At 58.8% G+C, this 14934-nt stretch carries 12 protein-coding genes; all 12 read right to left on the minus strand.

Going from position 1 to position 14934, the window contains the following annotated elements:
• Positions 1-7: 7 nt before the first annotated feature.
• The 12 genes from dnaE to uppS all read right to left on the minus strand — a co-directional run bounded on the left by dnaE (position 8) and on the right by uppS (position 14933).
• Positions 8-3529 carry a DNA polymerase III subunit alpha gene (gene dnaE, locus AC1DVE_RS08155; RefSeq protein WP_223458851.1) on the minus strand — a complete coding sequence of 1174 codons (3522 nt, stop codon included), beginning with the start codon at positions 3527-3529 and terminating at the stop codon, positions 8-10.
• A 77-nt stretch (positions 3530-3606) separates the two neighbouring features.
• A complete protein-coding gene (rnhB, locus tag AC1DVE_RS08160) occupies positions 3607-4233 on the minus strand; it encodes a ribonuclease HII (protein ID WP_223458963.1) in 627 nt (208 codons plus the stop codon).
• Positions 4234-4244: 11 nt separating this feature from the next.
• The gene (gene lpxB, locus AC1DVE_RS08165) at positions 4245-5375 is read right to left on the minus strand and encodes a lipid-A-disaccharide synthase (RefSeq protein WP_223532513.1); all 1131 of its coding nucleotides are present in this window, start codon (positions 5373-5375) and stop codon (positions 4245-4247) included.
• 2 nt (positions 5376-5377) lie between these two features.
• A complete protein-coding gene (gene lpxA, locus AC1DVE_RS08170) occupies positions 5378-6154 on the minus strand; it encodes an acyl-ACP--UDP-N-acetylglucosamine O-acyltransferase (RefSeq protein WP_046041139.1) in 777 nt (258 codons plus the stop codon).
• The gene (gene fabZ / locus AC1DVE_RS08175; RefSeq protein WP_007978374.1) at positions 6151-6591 is read right to left on the minus strand and encodes a 3-hydroxyacyl-ACP dehydratase FabZ; all 441 of its coding nucleotides are present in this window, start codon (positions 6589-6591) and stop codon (positions 6151-6153) included. The genes lpxA and fabZ overlap by 4 nt, the downstream gene beginning before the upstream one ends.
• A 108-nt stretch (positions 6592-6699) precedes the next feature.
• Positions 6700-7755, minus strand: coding sequence for a UDP-3-O-(3-hydroxymyristoyl)glucosamine N-acyltransferase (gene lpxD / locus AC1DVE_RS08180; RefSeq protein ID WP_223458846.1), 1056 nt, complete (start codon positions 7753-7755; stop codon positions 6700-6702).
• Between the two features lie 3 nt (positions 7756-7758).
• Complete coding sequence (locus AC1DVE_RS08185) at positions 7759-8262, minus strand: OmpH/Skp family outer membrane protein (RefSeq protein WP_046041136.1); 504 nt, start codon at positions 8260-8262, stop codon at positions 7759-7761.
• 45 nt (positions 8263-8307) lie between these two features.
• Complete coding sequence (bamA, locus tag AC1DVE_RS08190) at positions 8308-10698, minus strand: outer membrane protein assembly factor BamA (protein WP_223458845.1); 2391 nt, start codon at positions 10696-10698, stop codon at positions 8308-8310.
• A gap of 74 nt (positions 10699-10772) precedes the next feature.
• A complete protein-coding gene (gene rseP, locus AC1DVE_RS08195; RefSeq protein WP_223532511.1) occupies positions 10773-12125 on the minus strand; it encodes a sigma E protease regulator RseP in 1353 nt (450 codons plus the stop codon).
• Between the two features lie 53 nt (positions 12126-12178).
• Positions 12179-13369, minus strand: coding sequence for a 1-deoxy-D-xylulose-5-phosphate reductoisomerase (gene ispC / locus AC1DVE_RS08200; protein ID WP_223458841.1), 1191 nt, complete (start codon positions 13367-13369; stop codon positions 12179-12181).
• Complete coding sequence (locus AC1DVE_RS08205; RefSeq protein ID WP_223458839.1) at positions 13366-14178, minus strand: phosphatidate cytidylyltransferase; 813 nt, start codon at positions 14176-14178, stop codon at positions 13366-13368. Before AC1DVE_RS08205 ends, ispC begins: the two co-directional genes overlap by 4 nt.
• Positions 14178-14933, minus strand: a complete 756-nt coding sequence (uppS, locus tag AC1DVE_RS08210; protein WP_223458837.1) for a polyprenyl diphosphate synthase — start codon at positions 14931-14933, stop codon at positions 14178-14180. The genes AC1DVE_RS08205 and uppS overlap by 1 nt, the downstream gene beginning before the upstream one ends.
• Between the last annotated feature and the right edge of the window lies 1 nt (position 14934).

Raw genomic sequence — 14934 nt, forward strand, 5'->3', positions numbered from 1 at the left:
CTGCCGGTCAACGGTATTGGAGGAAGACGTTGTCTCGCCCGAACTGGTCACGCAAGGCTTGAATCAACGCATCCGCCGGATCGATTCGCCAGCCTTCGCCGAACTGCAACAAGGCCTTCGCATCGGGACTGGTGTAGTCCATGGTGATCGGGCAAGCACCGCGGTGACGCTTCAACAGTTCACCCAGCCAGCGTAGCTGATCGCCCTTGAGGTCCTTGGCATGCAACTTCAGGCGCAGGCTCTCGGCCAGATTGGTGCGCGCATCCTCCATGCTCATCACCCGCTTGACCCGCAATTTCAGGCCACCGGAGAAGTCGTCATTGCTGACTTCGCCTTCGACCACCACCATCGCGTCGGTCTGCAACAGCGACTGCGCGGAATGGAACGCCTCGGAAAACAGCGAGGCCTCGATCCGTCCGGAGCGGTCGTCGAGGGTGATGAAGCCCATCTTGTCGCCCTTTTTGTTCTTCATCACCCGCAAGGCGATGATCATCCCGGCAACGGTCTGGGTATCGCGCGCCGGTTTCAGGTCGATAATGCGCTGGCGAGCGAAGCGACGGATTTCACCTTCGTATTCGTCAATCGGGTGACCGGTCAGGTACAGGCCAAGGGTATCTTTCTCCCCTTTCAGGCGCTCCTTGAGGGTCAGCTCCTTGGCCTTGCGGTGATTGGCGTAGACGTCAGCGTCCTCTTCGACAAACAGACCGCCAAACAGGTCGGAGTGACCGCTGTCCTGGGTGCGCGCGGTCTGTTCGGCCGCCTTGATCGCCTCTTCCATGGCGGTCAACAGCACCGCGCGATTGCGGTCGATATTGGCCTGGTAGGCTTTCTGCTCATCGTGGAAATACGGCCCGAGGCGATCCAGGGCACCGCTGCGGATCAAACCGTCGAGAGTGCGCTTGTTGATACGCTTGAGGTCGACCCGTGCGCAGAAATCGAACAGATCCTTGAACGGACCGGCCAGGCGCGCTTCGGTGATCGCCTCGACCGGGCCTTCGCCCACGCCCTTGATGGCACCGAGGCCGTAAATGATCCGGCCTTCGTCGTTCACCGTGAACTTGAATTCGGAGGTGTTCACGTCCGGCGCGTCGAGACGCAGCTTCATGGTCCGCACTTCTTCGATCAAGGTCACGACCTTGTCGGTGTTGTGCATATCCGCCGAGAGCACCGCGGCCATGAACGGCGCCGGGTAGTGCGCCTTCAGCCATGCGGTCTGGTACGACACCAGGCCATAGGCGGCGGAGTGGGATTTGTTGAAGCCGTAACCGGCGAACTTTTCCACCAGGTCAAAAATGTTACCGGCGAGGTCCGCGTCGATGTTGTTGGTGGCGCAACCTTCAATGAAGCCGCCGCGCTGCTTGGCCATTTCCTCGGGTTTTTTCTTACCCATGGCTCGACGCAGCATGTCCGCACCACCGAGGGTGTAACCGGCCATGACCTGGGCAATCTGCATCACCTGTTCCTGATACAGGATGATGCCGTAAGTCGGTGCCAGCACCGGTTTGAGGCCTTCGTACTGAAAGTCCGAGTGCGGATACGCCAGCTCGGCGCGGCCGTGCTTACGGTTGATGAAGTCGTCCACCATGCCCGATTGCAGCGGACCCGGACGGAACAGTGCCACCAGTGCGATCAAGTCTTCCAGGCAGTCGGGCTTGAGCTTTTTGATCAGCTCCTTCATGCCCCGGGATTCGAGCTGGAACACCGCCGTGGTTTCGGCTTTTTGCAGCAGTGTGTAAGTCGGTTTGTCGTCCAACGGGATAAACGCGATATCCAGCGGCGGTTCGTTGACCTTGGCGCGGTCGCGGTTGATGGTTTTCAGCGCCCAGTCGATGATCGTCAGGGTCCGCAGGCCAAGGAAGTCGAACTTCACCAGGCCAGCCGCCTCGACGTCATCCTTGTCGAACTGGGTTACCAGACCGTCACCGGCCTCGTCGCAATAGATCGGCGAGAAGTCGGTCAGCTTGGTCGGTGCGATCACCACACCACCGGCGTGCTTGCCGACGTTACGCACAACGCCTTCGAGCTTGCGGGCCATCTCCCAGATTTCCGCGGCCTCTTCATCGACCTTGATGAAGTCGCGCAGGATCTCTTCCTGCTCGTAGGCCTTTTCCAGGGTCATGCCGACTTCGAACGGAATCATCTTCGACAGACGATCCGCCAGGCCATAGGACTTGCCCTGCACCCGCGCCACGTCGCGGACCACGGCCTTGGCGGCCATGGAACCGAAGGTGATGATCTGGCTTACCGCGTTGCGGCCGTACTTCTCGGCCACATAGTCGATAACCCGGTCACGACCGTCCATGCAGAAGTCGACGTCGAAGTCGGGCATGGATACCCGTTCCGGGTTAAGGAATCGTTCGAACAGCAGGTCATATTCCAGCGGGTCGAGGTCGGTGATCTTCTGTACATAGGCCACCAGCGATCCGGCACCCGATCCACGGCCAGGGCCCACCGGTACGCCGTTGCTCTTGGCCCACTGGATAAAGTCCATCACGATCAGGAAGTAACCGGGGAACCCCATCTGGATAATGATATCCAGCTCGAAATTCAACCGATCGACATAGACCTGACGCTTGGCCTCGTAGTCTTCGGTGGTGTCTTTGGGCAGCAGAACACTAAGGCGCTCTTCCAGGCCGTCGAAGGACACCTTGCGGAAGTACTCGTCGATGGTCATGCCATCGGGAATCGGGAAGTTGGGCAGGAAGTGCGTGCCCAGCTTCACTTCGATGTTACAGCGCTTGGCGATCTCGACGGTGTTTTCCAGCGCTTCGGGAATGTCGCTGAACAGCTCGGCCATTTCCTCGGCGCTTTTGAGGTACTGCTGATCACTGTAATTCTTCGAACGCCGCGGATCGTCGAGGGCGCGGCCCTCACCGATGCAGACGCGGGTTTCGTGGGCGGCGAAATCTTCCTGCTTGATGAAACGCACATCATTGGTCGCCACCAGCGGCGCACCGAGCTTCTCGGCCAGCGCCACGGCACCGTGCAGTTGCTCTTCATCGTTGGGGCGGTTGGTGCGCTGGATTTCCAGGTAGAAACGATCCGGAAACACTTCCATCCATTCCCGGGCCAGGGTTTCGGCCTCGGCGGGGTTGCCGCTGAGCATGGCCTGGCCGATCTCGCCGTCTTTGGCCGCCGACAGCATGATCAAGCCCGAGTTGGCTTCAGCAACCCATTCGCGCTCGATGATGATCGCGCCATTGCGCTGACCGTCGATGAAGCCGCGGGAAATCAGTTCGGTAAGGTTGCGATAGCCTTCGGCGTTCATCACCAGCAGGCTGATCCGGCTCAGCGGGTTGTCCGGATCCTTGTTCGACAGCCACAGGTCGGCGCCGCAGATCGGCTTGATCCCGGCACCCATGGCGTTTTTATAGAATTTGACCAGGGAACACATGTTGTTCTGGTCGGTGACCGCTACGGCAGGCATGCTCATGCCGACCAGGGTCTTGACCAGCGGTTTGATCCGCACCAGACCGTCGACCAGGGAATATTCAGTGTGCAGGCGTAGGTGAACGAATGAAGCCGGCATAGTGATCCTGTCTGTAAACATGAAGACAACAAGGCCCGGATTGTACCGGGCCTTGGTAAAAAAAATCAGCCTCGCGACTAACTCTCGATGAGACCTTCCCGCGCCTCATACGCCAGCCGCACCGGGGCAAACGAGCGCCGGTGAATCGGGGTCGGCCCAAGCCGTGCCAGTGCTTCCAGATGAACGGGGGTCGGGTAGCCTTTGTGACCGCCGATACCGTAGCCCGGGTAGATCAATTCGAAGGCGGCCATTTCGCGATCACGGCTCACTTTGGCCAGAATCGATGCGGCGGCGATGGCGGGGACCTTGCTATCGCCCTTGACCACGGCCTCTGAGCGCATTGGCAGTTTCGGGCAACGGTTGCCGTCGATCATCGCCAGCTTCGGCTGGACATGCAGCCCGGCGACCGCACGCTGCATGGCCAGCATGGTGGCGTGCAGGATATTCAGTTCGTCGATTTCTTCGACTTCGGCGCGAGCGATGCACCAGCTCAGGGCTTTTTCGCAGATTTCGTCGTAGAGTTTTTCGCGACGGGCTTCGGTGAGTTTCTTCGAGTCGTTCAGGCCGAGGATCGGGCGGTTCGGATCAAGGATCACCGCCGCCGTCACCACCGCGCCACAGAGCGGACCGCGACCGACTTCATCGACGCCGGCAACCAGGTCTTCGATTTCAGCGACCAAGGTGAAATCCAGGCCCATCTGCATGTTCGTTTTACTCATTTGTCTTGGCCGATCAGGTTCAGCACTGCGTCCGCAGCCTGGTTGGAGGCATCCAGACGCAGGGTCCGGTGAATTTCGTCAAAGCCACGGGTCTGCTCTTCCCCGCCCTCGATCAACGGTGACAACGTCTGGGCCAGCGCTTCGACCGTTGCATCGTCCTGCAACAATTCGGGCACCAACAGGCGCTGGGCCAACAAGTTCGGTAACGAAATGTAGGGGCTTTTCACCATGCGTTTGAGAATCCAGAACGTCAGCGGCGCCAGGCGATAGGCGACCACCATCGGTCGCTTGTACAGCAGCGCTTCAAGCGTCGCGGTACCGGAGGCAATCAACACCGCATCGCACGCTGCCAGGGCTAAGTGAGACTGCCCATCGAGCAGGGTCAGCGGCAAATCGCGACCGGCCAACAGTTCTTCGAGCTGTGCGCGACGTTGCGCACTGGCGCAAGGCATGACAAACCGCACACCCGGACGCAATGCCCGCAGGCGCTGCGCTGTGTCGAGAAACAACGCGCCGAGCCGGCCGACTTCACCGCCACGGCTGCCGGGCATCAACGCCACCAGCGGCCCGTCGGGCAAACCGAGTTCGGCCCGCGCAGCAGCGCGATCGGCCTGGAGTGGAATGGCATCGGCCAGGGTATGGCCGACGAACCGCACCGGCACGCCCTTTTCTTCGTAGAATTTGGCTTCGAACGGAAACAGCGTGAGCATCAGGTCGCAGCCTTCGCGAATCTTCAACACGCGTTTCTGTCGCCAGGCCCAGACCGACGGGCTGACGTAATGCACGGTCTTGATCCCGGCCTGGCGCAGCTTGAGTTCGATATTGAGGTTGAAGTCCGGCGCATCGATACCGATGAACACATCGGGTTTCGCATCGATCAGGTCGGCGACCAGCTTCTTGCGTCGCGCCAGTAACTCGCGCAGGCGGCCCAGGACTTCCACCAGACCCATGACGGACAGACGTTCCATCGGGAAATACGAGGTCAGGCCTTCAGCCTGCATCAACGGACCACCAACACCGATGAACTCGACAGCAGGGTGACGAGCCTTGAGCGCGCGCATGAGACCCGCACCCAGAATGTCACCGGAAGCCTCACCCGCTACCAGCGCAATACGCAGATTGGCCATGATTAGCGGGTGATGCCGCGGGTCGAAGACTGGATGGAGTCGCGGAACACCGCTACTTCCGGGAACTGCGCAGAAGGCTCGGCCAGTTCGACGAGCGCCTGTTCCACGGTCAGGCCCTGGCGGTACACAACCTTGTAGGCACGACGCAGCGCGTGGATCGCATCTTCGCTGAAACCCCGACGGCGCATGCCCTCGAAGTTCATGCTACGGGCTTCGGCGGGGTTACCGAACACCGTGACATACGCAGGAACATCCTTGCCGATCGCCGTACCCATGCCTGAGAAGCTGTGGGCACCAATGTGGCAATACTGGTGAACCAGGGTAAAACCGGAAAGGATTGCCCAGTCTTCCACATGCACATGGCCCGCCAGTGCGGTGTTGTTGACCAGGATGCAGTGGTTGCCGATAACGCTGTCGTGGCCGATATGGGCATACGCCATGATCAGGTTGTGATCGCCCAGGGTCGTTTCCGAACGGTCCTGGATGGTGCCACGGTGAATCGTCACGCCTTCACGGATGACGTTGTGATCACCAATCACCAGGCGGGTTTCCTCGCCCTTGTACTTCAGGTCAGGCGTGTCTTCACCCACCGAGGAAAACTGGTAGATGCGATTGTGCTTACCAATTCGGGTCGGGCCCTTGAGAATCACGTGTGGCCCGATGACTGTCCCCTCGCCGATTTCCACACCTGCGCCGACGATCGACCACGGGCCGACCTCGACGCCGTCAGCCAGAACGGCTGTCGGATCGATGATTGCACGAGGGTCAATCAAACTCATAGTTTGCGTTCCGCACAGATGATTTCAGCCGAGCAGACAGGCTTGCCATCGACCGAAGCCTGGCATTCGAATTTCCAGATCTGACGCTTGCAGCTGATGAACTTGGCTTCAAGGATCAGCTGATCGCCCGGCAATACCGGCTGGCGGAAGCGCAGCTTGTCGGAACCGACGAAGTAATAGAGGGTGCCGTCGGCCGGTTTCACGTCGAGCATTTTGAAACCAAGGATCCCGGCAGCCTGAGCCATTGCCTCGATGATCAATACGCCCGGCATGATTGGATGCGCAGGGAAGTGACCGTTGAAGAACGGTTCGTTGATGCTGACATTCTTGTAGGCACGAATGCGCTTGCCTTCAACATCCAGCTCCACTACCCGGTCCACCAGCAGGAACGGGTAACGGTGAGGCAGGTATTCGCGAATCTCGTTGATGTCCATCATTTCGGGGGGAAGCCTATGTAAAGATTGGGAGCGCGCGACTGACGCGCACCCCTCTAGCAAATCAAGGAGGCAGTCTAGCGGCTGTGCACACTTGATATGGAAATGGTATCAGCCATCTGATGAAGCATTACCGTCAGGGGTCACTTCCCCTACTTGCTTTTCCAGCTGGCGCAGACGTCGCGCGATGTCATCGAGCTGACGAATACGTGCCGCGCTTTTGCGCCACTCGGCAGCCGGTTGCATGGCCGTACCGGAAGAATAGGCCCCTGGCTCGGTAATCGAGTGGGTCACCATGGTCATCCCGGTAATGAAAACGTTGTCACAAATATCGATGTGCCCCACCAGGCCTACGCCACCGGCGAGCATGCAATGCTTGCCGATTTTGGTGCTGCCGGAGATCCCGACGCACGCTGCCATGGCGGTGTGATCGCCTACCTGAACGTTGTGGGCAATCTGAATCTGGTTATCGAGCTTCACGCCGTTACCGATGATGGTATCGGCCAACGCACCGCGATCTATAGCTGTGTTCACGCCGATTTCAACATCATCGCCGATCAGCACACCACCGATCTGGGCGATTTTCTGCCAGATACCTTTTTCATTGGCAAAGCCGAAGCCTTCGCCGCCAAGCACCGCACCGGACTGAATGACGACCCGCTTGCCGACGCGAACGTCGTGATACAAGGTCACACGCGGTGCGAGCCAGCCACCCTCACCCACCACGCTGCGAGCGCCAATGAAGCAATGCGCGCCGACAGTCGTACCGGCGGCAACCTGCGCACCGCTTTCGATCACCACAAAAGCGCCGATACTCGCCGCTGGATCGACAACCGCATCCGCCGCGATCACCGCCGTCGGATGAATCCCGGCTGCCGCCTTGGGCTTGGGATCGAACAGGTGAGAAATACGCGCGTAGGCTGCGTATGGATCCGGCACCACCAGCACATCCCCGCAATGACCTTCGGCGTCAGCGGCTTTGAGCAACAGGGCTGCAGCCTGACTGCCTGCCAGGTACTTACGGTATTGGGGGTTTGCAAGAAAGCTCAACTGAGCTGGGCCAGCCTCCTGCAAGGTGGCTAGCCCAGTAATTGCTTTCTCGGGGTCGCCACGTAGCGTGGCACCGAGGAACTCGGCCAGCTGGCCGAGCTTAATGGTCACGGTCATGGGTTACTTCAGCTGATTCATGCGCTCGATAACCTGGCGAGTGATGTCGTACTGAGGCTTGACATCAATCACTGCGCCACGCTCGAAGACCAGGTCAAAAGCACCTTTCTTGATGACTTCTTCCACAGCGCTGTCCAGTTTCGGCTTGAGCTGCTTCAGCATTTCACGATCGGCAACGGCCTTGGCTTCATTCAGCTCCTTGGACTGGAACTGGAAGTCACGGGCCTTTTGCTTGAATTCAAGCTCCAGACGCTCGCGCTCGCCCTGCTGCATTTTGTCGCCACCGGCCATCAGGCGGTCCTGAATGCCCTTGGCGCTGGTTTCCAGCGCCTTGAGCTTGGTCAGCTGAGGACCGAACTTCTTCTCGGCATCCACGGCGTATTTCTTGGCCGCGTCGGACTCCAGCAAAGCCATCTGATAGTTCAGAACAGCAATTTTCATGTCGGCGAACGCCGGACCTGCTACCAGTACGGTCGCCAGGAGAACCAATTGAGTCAACTTACGCACGATGCACTCCTACAAAATCCATTGTCGTTATTTTGGGACAGACGCTTAGAACGTCTGGCCAAGAGAGAATTGGAACACCTGGGTTTCAGCGTTATCCGGTTCTTTTACTGGCATGGCCAACGCAAAGCTCAGAGGACCCAGCGCGGTGACCCATGTCACGCCCACACCGACGGAACTGGCCAGGTTGCTCAGACTGACATCGTTACACTGCGTATTGGACTTCGACGCAGGGTTGGTATTGGTCGTCTGCTCGCACTTGGAGTCGAATACGTTACCCACATCCCAGAATACCGAGGTACGCAGGGATCGTTGATCCTTGACGAACGGCAGCGGGAACAGAATCTCTGCACCACCTTGAATCAGGACGTTACCACCGAACGGCAGTGGATCCTGATCCGGGTCAGCAAGAGTACCCGGGTTGCCAGTACTGAGTGCGCCGCGGCTCGGAGTACTACGCGGCCCCAATGTACTGTCCTTGAAGCCACGAACCGAGTTGAAACCACCAGCATAGTAGTTTTCATAGAATGGCAAGCCATCGGTCGAACCATAACCGTCGCCATAACCCAATTCGGTGTGCAGGCGCATGGTGTAGTTTTCGCTCAGTGGCTGGAACAACTGGCCACGGTAATCGAGCTTGAAGAACGACAGGTCGCTACCCGGTACGGTGACTTCCGCCGTCAAGCTTTGAGAATGACCACGAGTCGCCAATACGCCTTTGTTCAGGGTGGATTCGGACCAGCCGGCCGAAGCCTTGAAGTTCAAGTACTGATCGCCTTCACGGTTAACGAAGTCGAAAATTTCGTCGACGGTGTATTGACCGGTCTTGATCTTGTCCTGTTGCGCAGTCAGGCCGAAGGTCAGACGCGAAGTCTCGCTGATCGGGTAGCCGACGCTCACGCCAGCACCCATGCTGTCCACGGCATAGCTCGCTACATCGACGTCGAGGTCGTTGTAGTCGGTGGTGCGGTAGAAGGCGTTGTAACCCAGGCTCACGCCATCAGCCGTCCAGTAGGGGTCGACAAAACCAAAGTTGTAACGCGTCTGGTATTGGCTTTTGGTCAAGCCGACGCTGACCTTGTTACCGGTACCCAGGAAGTTGTTCTGAGTGATCGAACCACCGAGGATCAGACCGGCACTCTGGGCGAAACCGACACTGGCGGTAATCGAACCGGAGGCTTGTTCTTCAACGCTGTAGTTGACGTCCACCTGGTCATCGACACCCGGCACGGCCGGGGTCTCGACATTGACTTCCTTGAAGAAGCCCAGTCGTTCCAGACGGGTCTTGGACTGGTCGATCAGGTAGGTCGAAGCCCAGCCGCCTTCCATCTGACGCATTTCACGACGCAGCACTTCGTCTTCGGACTTGGTGTTGCCACGGAAGTTGATGCGGTTCACGTAAGCACGCTTGCCCGGATCGACTGCAAACAGGATGTCTACGGTGTGATCTTCATCGTGCGGTTGAGGCACGCCGTTGACGTTGGCGAAGGTATAACCTTCGTTACCCAGGCGACGGGTGATCAGTTCGGAGGTGGTGGTCATCAGCTTGCGCGAGAACACCTGGCCTTTTTGCACCAGCAGCAGGGACTTGACCTGGTCTTCAGGGACTTTCAGGTCACCGCTGAGCTTGACGTCACGAACGGTGTACTTCTCGCCTTCGTTGACGTTGACGGTGATGTAGACGTGCTTCTTGTCCGGGGTAATGGAAACCTGGGTCGAAGCGATATCCATGTTGATGTAGCCACGGTCCAGGTAGTAGGAACGCAGACGTTCCAGGTCACCGGACAGTTTTTCACGGGCGTACTTGTCGTCGTTCTTGAAGAACGACAACCAGTTGGTGGTCTTGAGTTCGAACAGGTCGATCAGATCTTCATCAGGGAAAACCGTGTTACCCACCACGTTGATGTGCTGGATAGCGGCAACGGTGCCTTCGTTGATGTTGACCTTCAGGCCGACGCGGTTACGCGGCTGTGGCACCACTTCGGTATCGACGGTAGCCGAGTAGCGACCCTGGGCGACGTACTGGCGCTGCAGTTCGTTACGCACACCTTCAAGGGTGGCACGCTGGAAGATCTCGCCTTCGGCCAGACCGGATTGCTTGAGGCCTTTCATCAGGTCTTCGGTAGAGATCGCCTTGTTGCCTTCGATCTCGATACTGGCGACCGACGGGCGCTCGACTACAGTGATGACCAGGACGTTGCCATCACGGCCCAGCTGGATATCTTGAAAGAAACCGGTTTTGAACAACGCACGAGTGGATTCCACCAGGCGACGATCATCCGCCTGTTCACCGACGTTCAACGGCAAAGCACCAAAGACGCTACCCGCGGAGACCCGCTGGAGGCCATTGACGCGAATATCAGAGATAGTGAAGGACTCGGCGTGAACTTCGGCGATCATCAATACGGTGAGAACCGCAGTTAGCAGCAGACGTTTCATGAAGTCCTTTCTTATTCCAACTGGCAATAAACAAACTGCCGCAAAATGCGGCAGATTCGCAATTCAGCGAAGCGTTACAGTCGACCCAGATCATTGACCAGTGCAAGCAACATCACCCCGATCACCAAACTGATACCGATCTGTATCCCCCAACCTTGCACCCGATCCGACAAGGGACGACCACGCGCCCACTCGATCAGATAAAACAATAAATGCCCCCCATCCAGTACCGGAATGGGCAACAAATTCAGAACGCCCAGGCTAATACTCAGATAAGCAAGGAAATTCAGGAAATCAGCAACACCCGACTGGGCCGAAGCGCCCGCCACTTTAGCAATGGTTATCGGTCCACTCAAGTTTTTTACCGAGAGCTCACCGAACAACATTTTCTTCAGCGAATCGAGGGTCAGCACGCTCATGGTCCAGGTGCGTCGAGCCCCCTCGCCAATCGCTGCCAACGGCCCGTAACTGACCTCGCGGATCATCTCCGGCGGCCAATCGACAGCCTTCACCCCCGCCCCCAGGTATCCGCTGGGTGACTTGCGCTCGCCGCGAGCGGCCAGCGTCACCGGGACGTCGATTTGAGCACCGTCGCGCTCAACCCGCAGCATGATTTTGGTATCAGGATGCATACGGACGGTATCGACGACCTGCTGCCATTCATCCAGCGTACGACCATCGAGCGCCAGCAACCGGTCACCGGTCTTCAGGCCGGCAGCCTGAGCCGGGCCCTTTGGATCGAGCTCGGCCAGGACAGGCGGCAATGCCGGACGCCACGGACGAATCCCCAACGAATGGATAGGGTCAGGCTCGTCAGCCCCTTTGAGCCATTTATCCAGCGCAAGTTCACGAGGAGAATCGGCTGTGGAGCCTTGCTCGCGAACCAATATCTGCAACGAACCGCTTTCGCCCAAGCGACGAACCAGTTGCAGATTCACCGCTGCCCAGCCGGAAGTCGCCTCGCCATCAATGGCCACGATTTCCTGGCCGGGGCTCAATCCCGCCCTGGCCGCGATACTGCCAGACTCGACAGCCCCGATGACCGGACGCACCTGCTCACTGCCGAGCATTGCCAATACCCAGAAGAACACCAATGCCAGCAGGAAGTTGGCTATCGGCCCTGCCGCTACGATGGCAACGCGCTGACGAACGGATTTGCGATTGAATGCCTGGTCGAGCTGATCGAGTGGCACTTCCCCCTCGCGCTCGTCGAGCATTTTGACGTAGCCACCCAACGGGATCGCCGCGACGACAAATTCGGTACCTTGCTTGTCGTGCCAGCGCAGCAAAGGCATGCCGAAGCCTACGGAGAAGCGCAGCACTTTGACCCCACAGCGACGCGCGACCCAAAAATGGCCGAACTCGTGGAAGGTAACCAGCACACCCAGAGCGACCAGGGTGCCGACAATCATATAGAGCGCGCTCATCTACTTTCTCCGCATTCCTATCCGCTGCTGCCTGGCTCGACTATCCGCAGCATTTACCGCCCGTGACGACTCAACCATTGTCCAGCCAGCAATCGCGCCTTCGCGTCTGCCGTGAACACTGCATCGAGGTCATCCACTGCCACTACGGGCTCCAGATTCAGTACTTCCTCGATGATACTCGCGATTTCCGGGTAACGAACCCGTTCGTCGAGAAATGCCGCCACTGCCACTTCGTTCGCCGCATTGAGCATGGCCGGCGCGCTATTACCCGCTTCGGCTGCCTGACGAGCCAGACGCAGGCACGGGAAACGCTCTTCATCGGGCGCTTGGAAATCCAGGCGCGCAATGGCGAACAGATCCAGCGGTGCCACACCCGAATCAATCCGCTCAGGCCAGGCCAGGGCATTGGCGATGGGCGTGCGCATGTCCGGATTCCCCAACTGCGCCAAGACAGAACCATCGACATAGTCGACCAGCGAATGGATCACACTTTGCGGGTGAATCACCACCTCGACCTGGGATGGCCTGGCATCGAACAGCCAGCAGGCTTCGATCAACTCAAGCCCCTTGTTCATCATGCTGGCCGAGTCAACGGAGATTTTTCGCCCCATTGACCAGTTCGGGTGAGCACACGCCTGATCGGGAGAAACATGTGCCAGTTCAGCCATTGGCGTCTGTCGAAACGGACCACCGGAGGCCGTCAGCAAAATCCGACGTACACCGACCGCCTCAAGGCCACGGGCATAATCGAGCGGCATGCACTGAAAAATCGCGTTGTGCTCGCTATCGATCGGCAGTAACACCGAACCGCTGTTGCGCACCGCCTGCATAAACAACGCACCGGACATGACCAGCGCTTCTTTATTGGCCAGGAGGATCTTCTTGCCAGCCTCGACCGCTGCCAGTGTCGGGCGCAATCCCGCCGCACCGACGATGGCCGCCATGACCGTATCGACTTCCGGATCGGAAGCGACCTGACACAAACCTTCCTCCCCCACCAGAACACGGGTCGAAAGCCCCGCCGCGCGCAATTCATCCTGCAAGGTGCGGGCAGCAGCAACCTCAGGCACCACAGCAAATCGCGGGACATGTCGCACGCATAACGCCAGCAATTCACTCAAGCGAGTGAAGCCAGTCAAGGCAAAGACCTGATAACGGTCAGGATGGCGAGCAATGACGTCGAGCGTACTCAGGCCAATCGAGCCGGTCGCACCCAGAACGGTAATCTGTTGCGCGCGACTCATGGCGCCGCCATCCACAGCAGCACGGCAAACACCGGAATCGCCGCCGTCAGGCTGTCGATACGATCCAGCACGCCGCCGTGACCCGGAAGCAGGTTGCTGCTGTCCTTGATCCCGGATTGACGCTTGAACATGCTTTCAGTGAGATCACCCACCACCGAGACAAACACGATAAGCGCAGCGCCGATCAGCCCCTTGAGTAGCTCAGCCACCGTCCAGTCGCGTACCAGAGCAACGATTGTGGTAATCACCAGGCTCAGCGCCAGACCACCGTAAACGCCTTCCCAGCTTTTGCCCGGACTGACCTGCGGTGCGAGCTTGCGCTTGCCGAAAGCACGACCGGAGAAGTAGGCGCCAATATCGGCACCCCAGACCAGCACCATCACGGCCAAAATCAGCAGGTTGCCGTTGCCGGTTTCATGCTTTTTGATTTCGACCAGACCTTGCCAGGCCGGCAGGAGAATCAACAGACCGATCACCAATTTGGTCGCCGCATTGGACCAATGCTCGCTCGAACGCGGGTAGGTCAGCACCAGATACGTCGCCACCGCCCACCACAGCACCGAAGCGCCCAACACCCAAGGCGCGAGGCCGGGCAGGATGTGCATGAGGAACAGCGCCAAAGCGACCGCGGCGGCATAGCCGACGCGGAACGCCTGACCGGCGAAACCCGCCAGACGCGCCCACTCCCAGGCACCAAGGGTTACGACCAGCCCGATGAACAGTGCAAAACCGGAACCTTCAAGCAGGAAAAACCCGCACAGGGCAATCGGCAGCAGGATCAGTGCGGTGATGATGCGTTGTTTAAGCATTAAACCCGGGCTCCAGCCTCGACCTGCTCGCTCGTTTTACCGAAGCGGCGCTGGCGGGAAGCGAAATCGGCCAGCGCATTGCGCATGGCATCGTGTTTGAAGTCCGGCCAGAACAGGTCGGAGAAATACAACTCGGCATAGGCCAGCTGCCAGAGCAGGAAGTTGCTGATGCGGCGCTCACCACCGGTACGGATACACAGGTCTGGCAACGGCAGGTCGCCTGTGACCAGACAGGTCTGCAGCAGATCAGGTGTGATGTCTTCCGGACGCAAGTGTCCGGCCTGAACTTCTCGCGCCAGTCGTTGCGCAGCTTGCGCGATATCCCACTGACCGCCGTAATTGGCGGCGATCTGCAGCACAAAACGATTGGCGCCAACCGTCATGGCTTCCGCTTCACGCATGGCGGCCTGCAGCTCGGGATGAAAACGCGAGCGGTCACCAATGATGCGCAGGCTGATGTTGTTATCGTTGAGGCGCTTGGCCTCACGACGTAGCGCCCTGAAGAACAGATCCATCAAAGCGCTGACCTCATCGGCCGGACGTTGCCAGTTCTCGCTGGAAAAGGCGAACAAGGTCAGCACTTCGACTTTGGCCTCGGAACAAACCTCAATAACCGCACGCACCGCATCCACGCCCGCTTTATGCCCGGCGACACCCGGCATAAAGCGCTTTTTCGCCCAACGATTGTTACCATCCATGATGATCGCGACATGGCGCGGCACCGCGGAAGGTGCAGTCTGCTTTGTCTTATCCATG

The sequence above is a fragment of the Pseudomonas sp. P4_B4 genome (assembly GCF_056402255.1).